Below are 16,385 nucleotides of genomic sequence, written 5' to 3' on the forward strand. Positions count from 1 at the left end.
ATGCGCCATCCGGCAGTCCGGGAGGAGAGTCGGGCACGGCGGCAGGCAACCGATGCGGACGCCCACTTCTCATAGCTGTCGAGATACACAGCGTCGACACAGGTACCGACCGACAGGAGCCCTCGCTTGGACCGCAACGAGGCCGTGCGGGCCGCCGCCGGCCCGTCCCGCCGAAGACTCATGGTGTACACGCTGGCCGCGGCCACCCTCACCGTCGCGGCCCCGCTCGGCTGCGACACCCCGCGGGCCGACTGCGCCACCACGGCCTCCGACGTCCTGGTGACCGGCACCGACGAGGAGATGCTCGTCCTTGAGGTCACCGCCGCCAACCAGGTCGTCGTACGGCTGCCCCGGGTCGAGGTCGGCCAGGGCATCACCACCGCCGTCGCGATGATGACCGCCGAGGAGCTGGACGCCCGCCTCGCCGATGTGCGGATCCCGCTCGCGGACGCGCGCCGCAAGGGCAACCAGTACACCGGCGGCTCCAGTTCGGTCAGCTCGCTGTACGGCCCGGCCAGGCGGCTGGCCGCCACCGCGCGCGCCCGGCTGGTGACCGCGGCCGCCCGCCGCCGGCGGCTTCCCGCGCACACCCTGCGCACCTGGAACACCCGGGTCGTCGCCCCTGACGGCCGGACGGCCACCTTCGGCTCCCTCACCGCGAGCGCCGCCCGGATCCGCGTCCCGGAGGTGTCGAGCAAGCCCAAGCCGGCCGCCCGGCACCGGGTGATCGGGAAGCCGACGACCAGGATCGACGCCCGGGACATCGTCACCGGCGCCGCGTGCTCGCCAAGGCGGCGGCGGCCGGTCACTGGGGCCGCGCGATGCCCGAGGGCACCGCCCAGGGCGTGGCCGTCCACGAGGAGTACGGATCCTGCGTCGCCTGCCTGGCCGAGATCGACGCCACCGACCCGAAGAACCCCCGGGTCACCAAGGTGGTGATGGCCGCCGACGTCGGTACGGCCGTCAACCCGAGCGGTCTGGAGGCCCAGCTCATGGGCACCGCCGTCGACGGCATCTCCACGGTGCTGCGGGCCGGGTTGCACATCGACCGGGGCGCGGTCCGCGAGGGCAGCTTCGCCGACTTCCACTACGCCCGCCAGCGGCACGCCCCCCTCGCGTTCGAGGCACACATCATCCCCTCGGATGGGGAACCGGGCGGCGCCGGTGAACTCGGCGTCCCCGCGGCGGCCGGCGCGGTCGCCAACGCCTACGCCCGCGCCACCGGCACGAAACCCCGCACCTTCCCCCTCGGCTTCTGACCCACCGCCTCCCAACTCGCAGAAGGGCACAGATGCGTTCGTACTCCTTCGTCCTCAACGGCGAACCGGTCACCGTCGAGGCACCCGCCGACGTGCCCCTGCTCTGGGTGCTGCGCGACCTGCTCGGTGTCACCGGCCCCAAGTACGGCTGCGGGGTGGGCGTCTGCCGCGCCTGCACCAGTCACCTCGACGGCGAGGAGATCCAGCCGTGCACGGTCCCGGTCGCCGACTGCGCGGACCGCAGGGTGACCACCATCGAGGGCCTCGCCGACGGCGACACCCTGCACCCGGTCCAACAGGCCTGGCTGGACTGCGACGTGGCCCAGTGCGGCTTCTGCCAGCCGGGCCAGATCATGGCGGCCGCCGCCCTCCTGAAGCGCACCGCGCATCCGACGGACGCCGACATCGACCGCATCGAGAACGTCTGCCGGTGCGGCACCTACTCCAGGATCAGGGAGGCGATCAAGAAGGCGTCCGCGAACGGGGGCTGAGAGCGCGCCGGTCGAAGGCGAAGCCCGCACCAGGACGCGGTGGCCGGCGCAGGGGGTTGTCCCTGTGATCATCAGCCGTACCGCCGACTCCTCCTCCGGTTGCCCGGACAACGACCAAAGAGACCCAGGCATAGACGATCGGCCGACGCCCCGACCACCGCGCCCGTCCCACGATGGAACCATCCGACGAGCGGGAGGCATCACGTGAGGACAGCACGGGGGAGTGCGGTCGCCGCCCTGGCCATGGCGACCGTACTGGTATCGACGGCCGGCGCACCGGCCCCGCACCACCCATCCACCACGCAGCTCTACGTGGCCCCGTGGGGCGACGACCACGGGCCCGGCACCCTCGACCAGCCCTTCGCCACACCGGCCCGTGCCCAGCAGGCGGTACGGGCCATGGCCCCGCACATGACCTCGGACCTCGTGGTCAACCTACGCGGCGGCACCTACCGACTGACCGCTCCTCTCCGCCTGACCCCCGCCGACTCGGGCCGGCACGGCCACCGGGTGGTCTACCAGGCGTACGGCTACGGCACCCGGCACCCGGAGGCGGTCACCCTCAGCGGCGGACGCCCGATCACCGGCTGGCGCCCCGAGCCCGGGCAGCCCGGGGTCTGGCGGGCCGACGTGGGGACCCTGGAGACCCGCCAGCTCTATGTCGACGGTCACCGCGCCCCGCGCGCGGCCCGGGGCGCACCCCTGCCGGGAAAACTGAAACTGACGGCCACCGGCTACACCACGACCAGCAGGACCCCGCTCTCCTGGCGCCACCCCGCCGACCTCGAAGTCGTGTACCGCTACGACTACGTGGAGGGCCGGTGCGGTGTGGCCGCGATCTCCACACGCGCCGCGGGCAAGACCACGATCTCCATGGACCAGCCGTGCTGGCGGATGGCCCGGGCCCTGTACGGAGCGGACGCCCTGACACAGACCCACGAGGTGGAGAACGCCCCGAACTTCCTGGGCAAAGCAGGTAGTTGGTACCTGGACCGCTCCCACCCCGCCCACCACACCCTCCTCTACCGCCCCCGCCCGGGCGAGGACATGACCCGAACCGAGGTCCTGGCCCCCACGCTCCAGACCCTGCTCAGCGGGACCGGCAGCTCCGCCACCCACCCCGTCCACGACATCACTCTCCGGGGTCTGACCTTCGCCCACGCCACCTGGCTGGCGCCGAACGAGCCGGCCGGTTTCGCCGCCGCCTGGAGCATGTACATGCGCCCGGGCAAGGGCGGTGACATCACGTCCCTCACGGTGCCCGGCAACGTCACGTTCCGGCACGCCGAGCACATCACCCTCACCGGCGACGGCTTCACCCATCTCGGCGCCCAGGGCGTCGACTTCGCCGCCGACAGCTCGCACAACACGGTCACCGGCAACGTCTTCACGGACATCTCCGACGGCGGTATCGCCCTGGGCGTCCTGCCCCCGGCCACCCGGGGCACGAACACGGGCAACCGCGTCACGGACAACTGGATCCACCACATCGGCGTCGAGTACCGCGCGGCCTCGGGAATCTGGAACAGTGCCACCCAGGACACCTTGATCGCCCACAACCAGGTCGACCACGTCCCGTACACCGGCATCCTCTCCGGCCCCAGCGAGGACCTGCGCGGCCTGACCCGCCGCAACCGCATCCTCGGCAACCGCGTCTTCGCCACGAACCGCCTGCTGGCCGACGGCGGCGGCATCTACCTGCGCGGCGAACAGGGCCCCTCCTACGCGAACGGCGCGCTGGTGGCCCGCAACGCCGTCACCGACAGCGCCCACGGCGTATGGAACATCGGCATCTACACCGACGACTCCAGCAACCGCATCACCGTTCGCGACAACGTCGTCCACGACTACGTGGCGTCGATCGGCGGCTGCAGCGAGAACTGGGGCAACCGCCCGGTCCGAAACATCCGCTATCTGAACAACTACTGGGACGACAAGGTCCCCACCTGGCTCCCCCGCCGCCCCTACCCCGGCGCCTGGCCCGCCGCCCCCGACTGCGGCGACCCCCAGCACCTCCACTTCACCCGCAACACCCTGCTGACCCCGACCCACACCTGCGCATCCCTCCCGGCCTGCGCGACCATCACGGACAGCGCAGGCCCAAGGCCGCGGTACCGCGGAGCACCGGGCCTGCGCTGACCGCCGGGGCCGCCCGATCCTCAGGGCGCCAGCAGCCGCCGCAGCCAGTCCAGATGGGCCGTCCTCGCCGACTGGGACAGGGCGGCCTGGGGGGCGAAGCCGTCGAAGCCGTGGAAGCCGCCGGGCCAGACGTGGAGTTCGGCGACACCGCCCGACTGCCAGATGCGGGAGGCGTAGGTGACGGTCTCGTCGCGGAAGGTCTCGGCGGAGCCGACGTCGAGGAAGGCCGGGGGGAGGTTCGTGAGGTCGGTGGCGCGGGCGGGGGCCGCGTACGGGGAGACGTCGGGGCCGCCCCGGGTCTCGCCGAGGAGGGCGGTCCAGCCGGTCTCGTTGGCCGTGTGGTCCCAGACGCCGAGGCCCTTCATCTGGTGGCTGGAGGGGGTGTCGTTGCGGTCGTCGAGCATCGGGCACATCAGCATCTGGCCGATGACCGAAGGGCCCTGACGGTCCCTCAGAAGGAGCGCCAGGGCTGCGGTGAGGCCGCCGCCCGCACTCGCACCGGCGATCACGATCCGCTCAGGGTCGCCGCCGATCTCCTTCGCGTGCCCCGCCGTCCACAGCAGCCCGGCGTACACGTCCTCGACCGGCGCCGGATGCGGATGCTCGGGCGCCAGCCGGTACTCCACCGACACCACCACCGCGCCCAGTTCCCTCGCCCAGGCCAGCGGGAGGTCCACGCCCACCCGGTTGTTGCCGATCACCATGCCGCCGCCGTGCACGTGGTAGATCACCGGCAGCGGGGCGGGGCCGGGAGCGGCGTTGGGCCGGCAGATCAGCAGGGAGATCTCGGGGGCGCCCGCCGGGCCGGGTACCGCGCGGTCCTCCACCTCGAAGGCGCCGTCCATGGTGAGGTCAATGTCGGCGAGCAGCCGTATCCCCTCGCCCTGCCTGACCGTGGCTATGTCGTCCATCGTGAACCCCGGTGAGACCATCTCCCCGATCAGTCCCAGGGCAGCGGCGAGTTCGGGGTCGAACGGGGGCGGTACGGAGGTCATGGCGGCTCCTCGCGGCGGTGGTGGACTGCGGCTCGTACGGCCATGATCCGCGCGCCCCTCCGGCCGCCGGCGCCGCCGGACGGCGGAACCTCTCCGCCGTCCGGCGGGTGGTCCGCCGTGTCGATCCGACTGTCATACCACTCCGTCGACATGCTCTTCGCCCTCGGCTCCGACGAGGACACGGGAGTCCGCCGATCTTCGAAGCTTGACTTGGAGTGCGCTCGAAGTCCTAGCGTCGGCACGGCGGCAGACCATCCGGGCGGAACGGAGAACGGCCATGCGCGTGGGCGTGCACATCAACCGGTTCAACCATCCCGAGGGCGGCCCCGCCCTGGGTGCCGAACTCGCCGCCGCCGGTGCCGCGGCCGAGGCGGCGGGTGTCAGCTGGGTCTCGGTGATGGACCACTACTTCCAGATGGAGTTCAACGGCGGCGCCGAGGACGCCATGCTGGAGGCCTACACCACGCTCGGCTACCTCGCCGGCCGCACCTCCACCGTCCAGCTGGGCGCCCTGGTGACCGGGGTGACCTACCGCCACCCCGGACTCCTCGCCAAGATCGCCACCACTCTCGACGTGGTGTCGGGCGGCCGGGCCACGCTGGGCATCGGGGCCGCCTGGTACGACCGTGAGCACCACAGTCTCGGCGTGCCGTACCCGCCGCTCGCCGAGCGCTTCGAGCGGCTGGAGGAGACCCTGCGGATCTGCCTGCAGATGTGGGACCCGGAGAACAACGGCCCCTTCGAGGGCAGGTACTACCGCCTCGCCGAGACGCTGTGCGTACCGGCGCCGGTCAGCTCGCCGCACCCGGAGATCATGATCGGCGGCGGGGGAGAGAAGAAGACCCTGCGCCTGGTCGCCCAGTACGCGGACGCCTGCAATCTGATCCCCTCCTCGCCGGAGGAACTGCGCCACAAGCTGGAGGTGCTGCGCGGGCACTGTGACACCGTCGGGCGCGACTACGACACCATCCGCAAGACCATCGCGTACGGCGCCGAGCCTGCCACCGAGGGCGACCTGGACGCCTTCACCCGGGACATCGAGGGGTACGCCAAGCTGGGTGTCGACACCGTCATCCTGTCGCCCCGCCTGGGCGAGACCTCGGGGTGGATGGAGAGCTTCGCGGCCCCGGCCGTCGAGCGGCTCGCCGCGATCGACTGAGGCGCGAAGGGGCCGGTGCTCTGTGCGTCCCGGCCCCTTCCGTCAGGCAGGGCCTCAGGCGGCGACAGCCACGTTGCCGTGCAGACGCGCGACGACCTCGGTCAGCTGGGCGGCGACCTCGGCGTCGTCGACCGGGTGGGTCTCGGCGAAGCGGGTCACCGAGCCGGGGATCGACAGCTTGATGTCCTCGACCACCTTGCCGCCGGCGATGCCCACGGCCTTGCGGGCCTCGTCCTGCGCCCACACGCCGCCGTACTGGCCGAAGGCGGTGCCGACGACGGCGACCGGCTTGCCGCCGAAGGCGCCGGCGCCGTAGGGGCGGGACAGCCAGTCGATGGCGTTCTTCAGGACGGCCGGGACGGTGCCGTTGTACTCGGGGGAGAAGAGCAGGAAGGCGTCGGCGGCCTGGGCGGCCGAGCGCAGCTTCGCGGCGGCGGCCGGGACGCTGCCCTCCACGTCGATGTCCTCGTTGTAGAACGGGATGTCGGCCAGGCCCTCGAAGACCTCGACCTCGGCACCCTCGGGGGCGAGCTTGACGGCCGCCTCGGCGAGCTGGCGGTTGTGGGAACCGGCACGAAGGCTGCCGACGAGCGCAAGGATGCGGACAGACATGGGGGAACTCCAAGGGGGCTGAAACGCTGCTGTTACGAATCCGGACCGAGGTCCGGTTAATTTCTAACACCTTAAACGGACTGCGGTCCAGTTCTGTTCCCGATGCTTTACGCTGTCTTCATGTCCAGCGTCCTGCCGCCCTTCCCGCAGCCCCAGGAGCCCTTCGACGCCCCCCAGTTGCTCGATGTGGGGCCCGCCGCCGAAGAGCTGTGCCTGCGCGCCGACGCGGCCCGCAACCGCGCCCGGCTGCTGGAGGCCGCCGCCCGGCTGATCGCCGAGCACGGGGTGGCCGGCGTCACCATGGAGGCGGTGGCCGCGGCGGCCGAGGTGGGCAAGGGCACGGTGTTCCGCCGCTTCGGTGACCGCACCGGGCTGCTGATGGCGCTGCTCGACCACTCGGCGCGCCGACTCCAGGCCGACTTCCTCGGCGGGCCGCCGCCGCTGGGCCCCGGTGCCCCGCCGGTCGAGCGGCTGCGGGCGTTCGGTGTCGCGGTGCTGTACCGCGCCGCCGAGCAGCTCGATCTGCAGCTGGCCGCCCAGCCCGAGCCCACCCGGCGCCACGCCCACCCCTCGATGGCGGCGCTGCGTACCCATGTCACCGTGCTGCTGCGGCAGATCCAGCCGGACGCGGACTGCGAACTGCTCGCCCACACGCTGCTGGGCTATCTCGACCCCGCCCTGATCCACCATCTGACCAGGCAGTGCGGGATGCCGATGGAGCGCCTGGAGGCCGGCTGGATCGACCTGGTCGCCCGGGTCACGCGGACGGAGCCGCCCCGCTGACCTCCTTCCCGTGGGCGGTGAACATGCCGACCAGGCCCTGCGGTGCGTCGGCGCGGAACAGCACGGCGCCGTTCTGCGCGGACTCCGCCGCGGACCGCTCGGCGCGCGCGAACATCGGCTCCTCGTAGGCGGCCAGGGCAGCCTCGGTGTCACCGGGGTGCGCGACCAGCGTGAGGCCCAGGTCGGCGCCGTCGATCAACGCCGGATTGGCGCCTTCGCCGGCGAACGGCGACATCAGATGGGCCGCGTCACCGAGCAGGGTGACGCCGGGCCCCCGGTCCCAGCGGTGGCCTACCGGCAGGGCGTGGATCCGCCGCGGCACCAGCACGCCCCCGGCGTCCGCGACCAGCGCCCGCAGGCTCTTGTCCCAGCCGTCGAAGTGCTGGAGTACGGCCCGCCTGGCCGCCTCGGTGTCGGTGTCGGTGAAGACGATCCCATGTAACGAACGCGTTCGTTGCGAACAAGTTCGGGACGAACCTGTTCGTCCGGCGGTGTGGCGGGCCCACTTCGTGCAACGGTGAACCACCTTGCCCCGCCGGGCCCCCCGCCCCGGCCTTCTGCCAAGATGCCGTACGTCATGGTGCAGATACCGAATACGCCCTCGGCAGCGTCGCCGACTCCGCGCTCGGTCCCCACGAGCGCCGATGTGGCCCGTCTGGCCGGCGTCTCTCGCGCGACCGTCTCCTACGTCCTCAACAACACCAGTGCCGTACGGATCAGCGAGCCCACCCGCCGCCGGGTCCACGAGGCCGCCAAGGAACTCGGATACGTGCCCCACGCGGCCGCCCGCAGCCTGCGCGCCGGCCACAGCCGTATGGTCCTGATGCCCGCCCCGGCCATCCCGATGGGCCCGCTGTACGGCCAGTTCATCAACGACCTCCAGTGGGCCCTCAGCCGCCTCGACTACACGGTGGTCCAGTACGGCACCGCGGGCCTGCGCGGCGACGAAGCCGCCCGGGCCTGGGCCGAGTTGAGGCCGGTCGCCGTGCTGGTTCCGGGTGCCGGCCTCGGCGTCGAGGGCGTCGCCGTCCTCAAGCGGGCCGGCGCCCGCGCCGTGGTCACCCTCGGCCCCGAGCGGGTCGACGGCGCGCACGCCCTGCTGATGGACCATGACGCCGTCGGCCGCTGCGCCGGTACCCACCTGTACGCCCGCGGCCGGCGCCGCATCGGCGTGGTCGTCCCCGAGGAGACCGGCCTGGAGACCTACTCCCGGCCTCGCCTCGAAGGCGTTCGCCAGGCCCTGTGCGACACCGACGCCACGGTGACCGGGCTGCCGCTCGGCTACACGGAGGAGTCGGCCGCCCGACTCGCCGCGCGCTGGCGGGAATTGGAGGTCGACTCGGTGTTCGCGTACAACGACGAGTACGCGATGCTGTTGATGCGCGCCCTCCAGGACGCGGGCGTGCGCGTCCCCGAGGACACCGCCGTGGTCGGCGCCGACGACCTGATGCTCGGCCGGCTGCTGCGGCCCCGGCTCTCCACGATCCATATCGACCTGCCGTCCGGCCGTGACCTCGCCGAACTGGTCGACCGCCTGGTGCGCGACCCGGGCGGCGCACCGGAGACACATACGGTGCTCGGCGCCTCGGTGGTGCGGCGCGAGTCCAGCTGATCGGTCACCCTGGTCGGGGCGGTGCTTTTCCCGACGCCCTGACTAGGATGTTGCGCGCTCAACAAAACGGCTCACGGACGACGTGGGCCGCGCAACCCGGTGATCGATCGGAGAGCCGACATGCCGCTGCTCGACCCGAAGACCTGGCAGGCGAGCGCCCTGTCCGGCCCGCAGTACGCCGTCACCGAGCCCGCCACCGGCGACACGCTCGGCACGGTCACCCTGGCTGCTCCCGCGGACGTCTCCCCGGCCGCCACGGCCGCCCGTGCCGCGCAGCGCGACTGGGCCCGCGCACCGCACTTCGTGCGGGCCCAAGTCCTGCGTCGCGCGGGCGACTTGTTCACGGAGCACGCCGACGAACTGCGCGAGTGGATCGTCCGCGAGTCCGGCTCCATACCCGGCAAGGCGGACTTCGAACTGCACGTCGCCGCCCAGGAGTGCTACGAGGCGGCCGCCCTCGCCTCCCGCCCGGCGGGCCAGGTCCTGCCCAGCGAGGCGCCCCGGCTGTCGTACACCCGCCGGGTCCCGGTCGGCGTGACCGGGGTGATCGCGCCGTTCAACGCGCCGCTGATCCTGTCCATCCGGTCGGTCGCCCCCGCCCTCGCCCTGGGCAACGGGGTGGTCCTGAAGCCGGACCCGCGCACCGCCGTCTGCGGCGGGCTCTCCCTCGCCGCGATGTTCGCCGCGGCCGGACTGCCCGAAGGGCTGTTGCAGGTGCTGCCCGGCGGGGCCGACGTCGGCGCGGCACTGGCCGAGGACCCGCAGGTGCCGGTCATCTCCTTCACCGGATCGACGGCGGCCGGCCGCGCGGTCGGTGAGGCCGCGGGCCGCCATCTCAAGCGCGCCCACCTCGAACTCGGCGGAAACTCCGCCCTGATCGTCCTCGAGGACGCCGACCTCGACGCGGTGATCTCCACCGCCGCCTGGGGATCCTTCTTCCACCAGGGCCAGATCTGCATGACGACCGGACGGCACCTGGTCCACGCCTCCCTGGTCGAGGAGTACGTCGAACGCCTCGCCGCCAAGGCCGACTCCCTCGCCGTCGGCGACCCGCACCGCGAGCAGGTCCACCTCGGCCCGATCATCGACGCCGGCCAACTCGCCAAGATCCACGCCCTGGTGGAGTCGAGCACCGCCCACGGCGCGAAACTCGCCGCCGGCGGCACCCACGAGAAGCTCTTCTACCGGCCCACCGTCATCACCGGCGTCGACGACCGCACCCCCGCCTACACCGAGGAGGTCTTCGGGCCGGTCGCGCCCGTCCGCGCCTTCGCCGACACCGCCGAGGCCGCCGCCCTCGCGGCAGACAGCTCCTACGGCCTCTCCCTCGGCATCGTCACCCGGGACGCGGCACGCGGCCTGGACCTCGCCGAACGCATCCCGACCGGCATCGTCCACATCAACGACCAGACCGTGAACGACGAGGCCGTGGCCCCCTTCGGCGGAGTCGCCGCCTCCGGCACCGGGGCGCGGTTCGGCGGCGAGTCCAACCTGGACGCGTTCACGGACGTGCGGTGGACGACCGTGCGCGGGGACGTGGCACCGTACCCCTTCTGAATCGAGCTACAGCCAGCAGACCCAGCTAAAAGATATAGCCGCAGTTAGGGTCCCTAACTGCGGCTATGGGGTGTTACTCAGGCGGTAGCTTCTCACCCGGGCGGTAGGCCGTCACTCGCCCTGCGCGCCGCCCTGCTGCGCGGCGATGCTCTTGCGCACCTCGTCCATGTCCAGCTTGCGCGCCTGGCCGATGACGTCCGTCAGGGCGGCCTCCGGGAGGGCGCCCGGCTGGGCGAAGACGGCGACCTGGTCGCGGACGATCATCAGCGTCGGGATCGACTGGATGTCGAACGCCGCGGCCAGTTCCGGCTGCGCCTCGGTGTCGACCTTGGCGAAGACCAGGTCCGGGTTGGCCTGCGCGGCCTTCTCGTAGACCGGGGCGAACATACGGCACGGGCCGCACCAGGCCGCCCAGAAGTCGATGAGAACGAACTCGTTCTCGGTGACCGTCTGGTCGAAGTTCTCCTTGGTGAGTTCCACGGTGCTGCTCATGCGTGTTTCCCTCTTCCTGATGTGGGGGGCGCCCCGCTCCGGGACGGACCGTCCGCACAACACGTCAGGCCGGGTGGGTATTCCGGCCAGGTACCCGTGTGGCCCCGGCGCACACCACCCGTAAGACTGACCCCATGACGGAAACGGAATCCATCGCTTACGACGTAGTGGTGCTCGGGGCCGGGCCCGTGGGGGAGAACGTCGCCGACCGCACCCGTGCGGCCGGCCTCTCCACCGCGGTCGTGGAGAGCGAACTCGTCGGCGGCGAGTGCTCGTACTGGGCGTGCATGCCCAGCAAGGCCCTGCTGCGCCCGGTCATCGCCCAGGCGGACGCCCGCCGCCTGCCCGGTCTCAGCCAGGCGGTCCAGGGCCCCCTCGACACCCCCGCGGTCCTCGCCCGCCGCAACGAGTTCACCTCGCACTGGAAGGACGACGGCCAGGTCGCCTGGCTCGACGGCATCAGTGCCGACCTGTACCGCGGCCACGGCCGCCTCGCCGGACCCCGCACGGTCACCGTGACCGGCCCCGACGGCACCCTCACCACCCTCACCGCCCGGCACGCGGTCGCCGTCGCCACCGGCACCCGCGCCCAGCTGCCCCATCTGCCCGGCCTCGCCGAGGTCAAGCCCTGGACCAGCCGCGAGGCCACCAGCGCCCAGGAGGCGCCCGGCCGGCTGATCGTCGTCGGCGGCGGTGTCGTCGCCACCGAGATGGCCACCGCCTGGCAGGCCCTCGGCTCCCGGGTCACCCTTCTGGTCCGCGGCAAGGGCCTGCTCAACCGCATGGAGCCGTTCGCCGGTGAACTCGTCGCCGAGGCGCTCAAGGAGGCAGGTGTCGACGTCCGCACCGGCACCTCCGTCGAGTCGGTGACTCGCGAGAACGGCACGGTCGTGGCCGTGACCGACGCCGGCGACCGCATCGAGGCCGACGAGATCCTCTTCGCCACCGGACGCGTCCCGCACACCGACGACATCGGCCTGGACACCGTCGGCCTGGAACCGGGCTCCTGGCTCACCGTCGACGACACCCTCCTGGTCGAGGGCACCGACTGGCTCTACGCCGTCGGCGACGTCAACCACCGGGCGCTCCTCACCCACCAGGGCAAGTACCAGGCCCGGATCGCGGGCGACACCATCGCCGCCCGCGCCTCCGACACGCCCCTCCTGGACGGCCCCTGGGGCGCCCACGCGGCCACCGCCGACCACCACGCCGTACCGCAGGTCGTCTTCACCGACCCGGAGGCGGCGGCGGTCGGGCTCTCCCTCGCCGAGGCGGAGCAGGCGGGGTACCGGGTGCGGGCCGTCGACGTCGAGTTCTCCTCGGTCGCCGGGGCGGGCCTGTACGCCGAGGGGTACAAGGGCCGCGCCCGCATGGTCGTCGACCTGGAGGCGGAGATCCTGCGCGGGGTCACCTTCGTCGGCCCCGGTGTGGGCGAGCTGATTCACTCGGCGACGGTCGCCGTGGCCGGGCAGGTGCCGATCAGCCGGCTGTGGCATGCGGTGCCGTCGTATCCGACGTTGAGCGAGGTGTGGCTGCGGTTGCTGGAGGCGTACCGGGGGTGAGGGCCGAAGGGGCCGCGTAGCGATACGGCCCAGCGCCCCTTCGGGGGCGCTCCCGACCGGGAGGCGGTCCTGGTCAGGGCAGCCTGAAGCCCAGCTCCGCCGCCGCCGTCGTCGGGCTCGGCTCGGCCCAGCGCTCCGCCATCGTCTCGGTCGACGACAGTGAGCGGAGTTCGGCTCGGTCCAGGTAGAGCGTGCCGTCGAGGTGGTCGGTCTCGTGCTGGACGATCCGGGCCGGCCACCCCGTGAACACCTCGTCGACCGCGCGGCCGTGCTCGTCCTGGCCGCGCAGTCGTACCTCGGCGGGCCGGGCCACCACCGCCTGATAGCCCGGCACGCTCAGGCAGCCCTCGAAGAAGGCGGCGCGGGCGCTGCCGACGGGCTCGTAGACCGGGTTGACCAGCACCCGGAAGGGCTGCGGGACCCGGCCGCGGGCGACGGCGACCTCTTCGGGTACCGGCGCCGGATCCTCGATCACCGCGAGCCGCAGCGGGATGCCGACCTGGGGTGCGGCCAGGCCCACGCCCGGTGCCGCGTGCATGGTGTCGCGCAGCGCCCCGACGAACCGGGCCAGCAGCTCGCGGCCCAACTGGCCGTCGTACGGCTCGGTTCCGCGCCGCAGGACCGGGTCGCCCGCCGCGACGATGGGCAACGGGCCCCCGCCGGCGAGGAGTTCCTCGACCCGCTCGGCAAGAGGTGCGCGATCACTGGGAGATGCCATCGGGCCAGCATGCCACGGGAGGGGATGTGACGCGGGTCACTTTACTCGCCGGGAACTCGGCCCCCTCACCCCCCGACTACTGGACCGGCATCATCCCCCGCACGAGTCCCCGGAGAACCCCGCCGATGTCCACAGCCCCCTCGACCTCCCCCAATCTCGGCTCCGCTCGATCGGGGGGACCCCCATCGGACGAGCCCCCGCAAACCTCCCTCCCGGCCGCGTCCCCGAGCCGCTGGGCCCCGCTGCGCCCCCTCGTCCTGCGTCTGCACTTCTACGCCGGCGTTCTGGTCGCCCCCTTCCTGCTCGTCGCCGCCACCACCGGCCTGCTGTACGCCTGTTCCTTCCAGGTCGAGAAGCTGGTGTACGCGCATGAGCTGACCGTCCCGGTGGGCAAGACCGAACTGCCCATCTCCGAGCAGGTCGCCGCGGCCCGCAAGGCCCACCCCGAGGGGACCGTCTCCGCGATACGGCCCGCCCCGGAGGCGGACGCGACCACCAGGGTCCTGCTGTCCGGGGTGAAGGGCGTCGGTGCGGACCACACACTCGCCGTCTTCGTCGACCCGTACACCGGGAAGGTGCGCGGCGCGCTCGAACAGTACGGTTCGACCGGCGCGCTGCCGCTGCGCACCTGGATCGACGAACTCCACCGCGATCTGCACCTCGGCGACACCGGGCGGCTCTACAGCGAGTTCGCGGCAAGCTGGCTGTGGGTGATCGCGGGCGGCGGACTGGTGCTGTGGTTCTCCCGGCGGCGGGCGCTGCGCAAGGTGCGCGGCACCAGCGGGCGGCGGCGCACCCTCGGCCTGCACGGCGGCGTCGGCGTCTGGGCCGCCGCCGGTTTCGTCTTCCTGTCGGCGACCGGCCTGACCTGGTCGACCTATGCCGGTGCCAACATCGACGAGCTGCGCACCTCGCTCGGCCAGGCCACGCCGTCCGTCTCGGCGGCCGCGAGCGGCGGCGAACACGCCGGGCACGACATGGCGTCCATGACCGGCGGCGACGCCCAGCACGGGGTGGGCCTGGACAAGGTGCTCGCGGCCGCCCGCGCCGAGGGCCTCGGCAACCCCGTCGAGATCGTCCCGCCCGCCGACGCGAACAGCGCCTACGTCGTCCGGCAGATCCAGCGCAGCTGGCCCGAGAAACAGGACTCGGTCGCCGTCGACCCGTCCTCGGGCGAGGTGACCGACGTACTGCGGTTCGCCGACTACCCGGTTCTCGCCAAACTCACCCGCTGGGGCATCGACCTGCACACCGGGATCCTCTTCGGCATCGTCAACCAGCTCGCCCTGGCACTGCTCGCGCTCTCCCTGATCCTGCTGATCCTGTGGGGCTACCGCATGTGGTGGCAGCGCGGCCGCGGCGCCGCCTTCGGGCGGCCCATCCCGCGCGGAGCCTGGGCGGAGGTCCCGCCGTACCTCCTGGTCCCGGCGATGGCGGTGATCGCGGTGGTCGGCTACTTCGTGCCCCTGCTCGGGATCCCGCTCGCCGCTTTCATCGCCGTGGACATCGCGCTCGGCGAGATCGCGCACCGCCGTGGGCGGCGGACCTACGGCAGCAGGGGCGGCGTGAAGTAGCGTGGTGAGACACGCCGACGAGCGTGTCACCACGCCGGAGGGAGACGGGGACTATGGCGCGGGCCCGGCGCGGGCAGGGGGAGCTGGAGGGTCAGGTGCTCGGCGCGCTGCGCGAGGCCGGCGGTCCCGTCACCGCCGCCTGGGTGCAGGAGCGGCTCGGCGGCGACCTCGCCTACACCACCGTGGTGACCATCCTGACCCGGCTGCTCGCCAAGGACGTCGTCGCCCGTGAACGGCGGGGCCGCGCCTTCCTGTGGACGCCGACCGCCGACGTGGCCCGGCTCGCCGCCCTGCGGATGCGCCGGCTCCTCGACGGCGAACGGGACCGCGAGGCCGTCCTGGCGAGCTTCGTCACCGCGCTGCCGCCCGGCGACGAGCAGGTGCTGCGGGCGCTCCTGGAGACCGCCGGGCCGGGACGGGTGAACAGTTGGAACACCGCGCACACCGACCATGGCGGTACGGAAGACTGACCGCCCATGGGGGTCTTCGTCTTCCTGCCGCTGGTCCTGCCGCTGACCGCCTGGCCCGTCGCACGGCTGGCCGAGGGACGGCTGCATCCGCGCACCACCATCCGGCTGCTCACCGCGGTGGCCGTGGTGATGGCCGTGTGCAGCACGCTCTGCCTGGCCCTGCTGATGGTGGTCGGCACCGCCCAGCTCCCCGCCAACCCCCTCCCGGACGCGTGGTCCGACCCGGAGGTGCGGGCCGCCGTGCCGCAGGACGGGTTCGCGGGCCGTGCCGCCATCCCCGCGCTCGGCTCGGTCGCCGTGCTGTGCGGGCGCACCCTCCATCGGCACCGCCGGGTCACCCGGCTCGCCCGGCGGGCGCTGACCGGACTGCCCGGCCGGAAGGTGTCCGTCCTGCCCGACCGGACCCCCTACGCCTATGCGCTGCCCGATCGGATCGTCGTCACCACCGCGCTCCTCGACGGCCTCGCCCCCGGTGAGCGCCGGGCCCTGTTCGCCCACGAACGCGCCCATGTCGCCGCCCGGCACCACCGGTACCTGCTCGCCGTGCACCTGGCGGCACGCGCCAACCCCTTCCTGTGGCCGCTTCGTACCGCGGTCGCCTACACCGCCGAGCGCTGCGCGGACGAGGAGGCGGCTCGCTCGGTGGGGGACCGGCGCACGGTCGCCCTTGCCATCGGCAGGGCGGCGCTGCTGTCCAGGGGCACCCCGGCCCCGACCCTGGCCGCGCTGGCCGCCACCGGACCGGTGCCGCGCCGGGTCGCCGCGCTGCTCGGTCCCGCCCCCTCGGCCCGCGGCTGGCCGTCGGCGTTCACCGCGGCCGGCCTCGCCGTCTGGGGCGCGGCCGCGGGCACCCTCGTGTCGGCGATGTCCTCGGCGAACTCTGCGGTCACCCTGTTCCTGATCCTGCACGCGGCCACTCCGCTGTGACAGCCGTACGACAGTCAAAGGGGTCCCTGGAATCC

Annotated in this window: 16 protein-coding genes and 1 pseudogene; 12 read left to right on the forward strand and 5 right to left on the reverse strand. The window is 72.8% G+C overall.

Annotated features, from left to right (window positions below):
* Nucleotides 1-126: 126 nt before the first annotated feature.
* From ABTY98_RS33990 to ABTY98_RS34005, 4 genes are all read left to right on the forward strand, one after another.
* The gene (locus ABTY98_RS33990; protein WP_352224937.1) at nt 127-939 is read left to right on the forward strand and encodes a molybdopterin cofactor-binding domain-containing protein; all 813 of its coding nucleotides are present in this window, start codon (nt 127-129) and stop codon (nt 937-939) included.
* A complete protein-coding gene (locus tag ABTY98_RS33995; RefSeq protein WP_352224938.1) occupies nt 822-1,259 on the forward strand; it encodes a molybdopterin cofactor-binding domain-containing protein in 438 nt (145 codons plus the stop codon). Before ABTY98_RS33990 ends, ABTY98_RS33995 begins: the two co-directional genes overlap by 118 nt.
* Before the next feature lie 32 nt (nt 1,260-1,291).
* Nucleotides 1,292-1,750 (forward strand): (2Fe-2S)-binding protein, encoded by a 459-nt coding sequence (locus tag ABTY98_RS34000; RefSeq protein WP_352224939.1) that lies wholly within the window; start codon nt 1,292-1,294, stop codon nt 1,748-1,750.
* Between the two features lie 204 nt (nt 1,751-1,954).
* Nucleotides 1,955-3,889, forward strand: coding sequence for a right-handed parallel beta-helix repeat-containing protein (locus ABTY98_RS34005; RefSeq protein ID WP_352224940.1), 1,935 nt, complete (start codon nt 1,955-1,957; stop codon nt 3,887-3,889).
* A 20-nt stretch (nt 3,890-3,909) separates the two neighbouring features.
* Here the strand turns inward: ABTY98_RS34005 and ABTY98_RS34010 are convergent, their stop codons facing one another.
* Nucleotides 3,910-4,884 carry an alpha/beta hydrolase gene (locus ABTY98_RS34010; protein ID WP_352224941.1) on the reverse strand — a complete coding sequence of 325 codons (975 nt, stop codon included), beginning with the start codon at nt 4,882-4,884 and terminating at the stop codon, nt 3,910-3,912.
* 277 nt (nt 4,885-5,161) lie between these two features.
* On the opposite strand from ABTY98_RS34010, the gene ABTY98_RS34015 reads away from it, so the two are divergent.
* On the forward strand, nt 5,162-6,043 hold the full coding sequence (locus ABTY98_RS34015; protein WP_352224942.1) for an LLM class F420-dependent oxidoreductase: 882 nt from the start codon (nt 5,162-5,164) through the stop codon (nt 6,041-6,043).
* Between the two features lie 54 nt (nt 6,044-6,097).
* Here ABTY98_RS34015 and ABTY98_RS34020 read toward each other — a convergent pair whose 3' ends face one another.
* A complete protein-coding gene (locus ABTY98_RS34020) occupies nt 6,098-6,655 on the reverse strand; it encodes an NAD(P)H-dependent oxidoreductase (protein WP_352224943.1) in 558 nt (185 codons plus the stop codon).
* Nucleotides 6,656-6,757: 102 nt separating this feature from the next.
* Here ABTY98_RS34020 and ABTY98_RS34025 point away from each other — a divergent pair, with 102 nt between their 5' ends.
* Nucleotides 6,758-7,438, forward strand: coding sequence for a TetR/AcrR family transcriptional regulator (locus tag ABTY98_RS34025; protein ID WP_352224944.1), 681 nt, complete (start codon nt 6,758-6,760; stop codon nt 7,436-7,438).
* Here ABTY98_RS34025 and ABTY98_RS34030 read toward each other — a convergent pair.
* Nucleotides 7,413-7,880: pseudogene (locus ABTY98_RS34030) on the reverse strand (FAD-dependent oxidoreductase); the annotation flags it as partial. The gene ABTY98_RS34025 and the pseudogene ABTY98_RS34030 overlap by 26 nt on opposite strands.
* A gap of 123 nt (nt 7,881-8,003) precedes the next feature.
* Here ABTY98_RS34030 and ABTY98_RS34035 point away from each other — a divergent pair.
* A complete protein-coding gene (locus tag ABTY98_RS34035) occupies nt 8,004-9,050 on the forward strand; it encodes a LacI family DNA-binding transcriptional regulator (protein ID WP_352224946.1) in 1,047 nt (348 codons plus the stop codon).
* Between the two features lie 120 nt (nt 9,051-9,170).
* Nucleotides 9,171-10,607 carry a benzaldehyde dehydrogenase gene (locus ABTY98_RS34040; protein ID WP_352224947.1) on the forward strand — a complete coding sequence of 479 codons (1,437 nt, stop codon included), beginning with the start codon at nt 9,171-9,173 and terminating at the stop codon, nt 10,605-10,607.
* A gap of 111 nt (nt 10,608-10,718) precedes the next feature.
* Here ABTY98_RS34040 and trxA read toward each other — a convergent pair whose 3' ends face one another.
* A complete protein-coding gene (gene trxA, locus ABTY98_RS34045) occupies nt 10,719-11,099 on the reverse strand; it encodes a thioredoxin (RefSeq protein WP_352224948.1) in 381 nt (126 codons plus the stop codon).
* Nucleotides 11,100-11,233: 134 nt separating this feature from the next.
* On the opposite strand from trxA, the gene ABTY98_RS34050 reads away from it, so the two are divergent.
* Nucleotides 11,234-12,661, forward strand: coding sequence for a dihydrolipoyl dehydrogenase family protein (locus ABTY98_RS34050; protein WP_352224949.1), 1,428 nt, complete (start codon nt 11,234-11,236; stop codon nt 12,659-12,661).
* Nucleotides 12,662-12,734: 73 nt separating this feature from the next.
* Here ABTY98_RS34050 and ABTY98_RS34055 read toward each other — a convergent pair whose 3' ends face one another.
* Nucleotides 12,735-13,379 carry a peptide deformylase gene (locus ABTY98_RS34055; RefSeq protein ID WP_352224950.1) on the reverse strand — a complete coding sequence of 215 codons (645 nt, stop codon included), beginning with the start codon at nt 13,377-13,379 and terminating at the stop codon, nt 12,735-12,737.
* A 125-nt stretch (nt 13,380-13,504) separates the two neighbouring features.
* Here ABTY98_RS34055 and ABTY98_RS34060 point away from each other — a divergent pair, with 125 nt between their 5' ends.
* Genes ABTY98_RS34060 through ABTY98_RS34070 form a run of 3 tightly spaced genes read left to right on the forward strand, consistent with a single transcriptional unit; the run spans nt 13,505 to nt 16,350 of the window.
* Nucleotides 13,505-14,953, forward strand: a complete 1,449-nt coding sequence (locus tag ABTY98_RS34060) for a PepSY-associated TM helix domain-containing protein (RefSeq protein WP_352224951.1) — start codon at nt 13,505-13,507, stop codon at nt 14,951-14,953.
* Between the two features lie 53 nt (nt 14,954-15,006).
* A complete protein-coding gene (locus tag ABTY98_RS34065) occupies nt 15,007-15,423 on the forward strand; it encodes a BlaI/MecI/CopY family transcriptional regulator (RefSeq protein WP_352224952.1) in 417 nt (138 codons plus the stop codon).
* A gap of 6 nt (nt 15,424-15,429) precedes the next feature.
* Nucleotides 15,430-16,350 (forward strand): M56 family metallopeptidase, encoded by a 921-nt coding sequence (locus ABTY98_RS34070; protein WP_352224953.1) that lies wholly within the window; start codon nt 15,430-15,432, stop codon nt 16,348-16,350.
* Nucleotides 16,351-16,385: the final 35 nt, after the last annotated feature.

It is taken from the genome of Streptomyces sp. NPDC096040, from assembly GCF_040303265.1.
GTDB lineage: Bacteria > Actinomycetota > Actinomycetes > Streptomycetales > Streptomycetaceae > Streptomyces.

Coding starts and splice junctions, on each gene's coding strand:
- ABTY98_RS33995 (WP_352224938.1), top strand. CDS start 822: ATGCCCGAGGGCACCGCCCAGGGCGTGGCCGTCCACGAGGAGTACGGA.
- ABTY98_RS34040 (WP_352224947.1), top strand. CDS start 9,171: ATGCCGCTGCTCGACCCGAAGACCTGGCAGGCGAGCGCCCTGTCCGGC.
- ABTY98_RS34025 (WP_352224944.1), top strand. CDS start 6,758: ATGCTTTACGCTGTCTTCATGTCCAGCGTCCTGCCGCCCTTCCCGCAG.
- ABTY98_RS34020 (WP_352224943.1), bottom strand. CDS start 6,655: ATGTCTGTCCGCATCCTTGCGCTCGTCGGCAGCCTTCGTGCCGGTTCC.
- ABTY98_RS34065 (WP_352224952.1), top strand. CDS start 15,007: ATGGCGCGGGCCCGGCGCGGGCAGGGGGAGCTGGAGGGTCAGGTGCTC.
- ABTY98_RS34000 (WP_352224939.1), top strand. CDS start 1,292: ATGCGTTCGTACTCCTTCGTCCTCAACGGCGAACCGGTCACCGTCGAG.
- trxA (WP_352224948.1), bottom strand. CDS start 11,099: ATGAGCAGCACCGTGGAACTCACCAAGGAGAACTTCGACCAGACGGTC.
- ABTY98_RS34070 (WP_352224953.1), top strand. CDS start 15,430: ATGGGGGTCTTCGTCTTCCTGCCGCTGGTCCTGCCGCTGACCGCCTGG.
- ABTY98_RS34035 (WP_352224946.1), top strand. CDS start 8,004: ATGCCGTACGTCATGGTGCAGATACCGAATACGCCCTCGGCAGCGTCG.
- ABTY98_RS34050 (WP_352224949.1), top strand. CDS start 11,234: ATGACGGAAACGGAATCCATCGCTTACGACGTAGTGGTGCTCGGGGCC.
- ABTY98_RS34055 (WP_352224950.1), bottom strand. CDS start 13,379: ATGGCATCTCCCAGTGATCGCGCACCTCTTGCCGAGCGGGTCGAGGAA.
- ABTY98_RS34015 (WP_352224942.1), top strand. CDS start 5,162: ATGCGCGTGGGCGTGCACATCAACCGGTTCAACCATCCCGAGGGCGGC.
- ABTY98_RS34060 (WP_352224951.1), top strand. CDS start 13,505: ATGTCCACAGCCCCCTCGACCTCCCCCAATCTCGGCTCCGCTCGATCG.
- ABTY98_RS34010 (WP_352224941.1), bottom strand. CDS start 4,884: ATGACCTCCGTACCGCCCCCGTTCGACCCCGAACTCGCCGCTGCCCTG.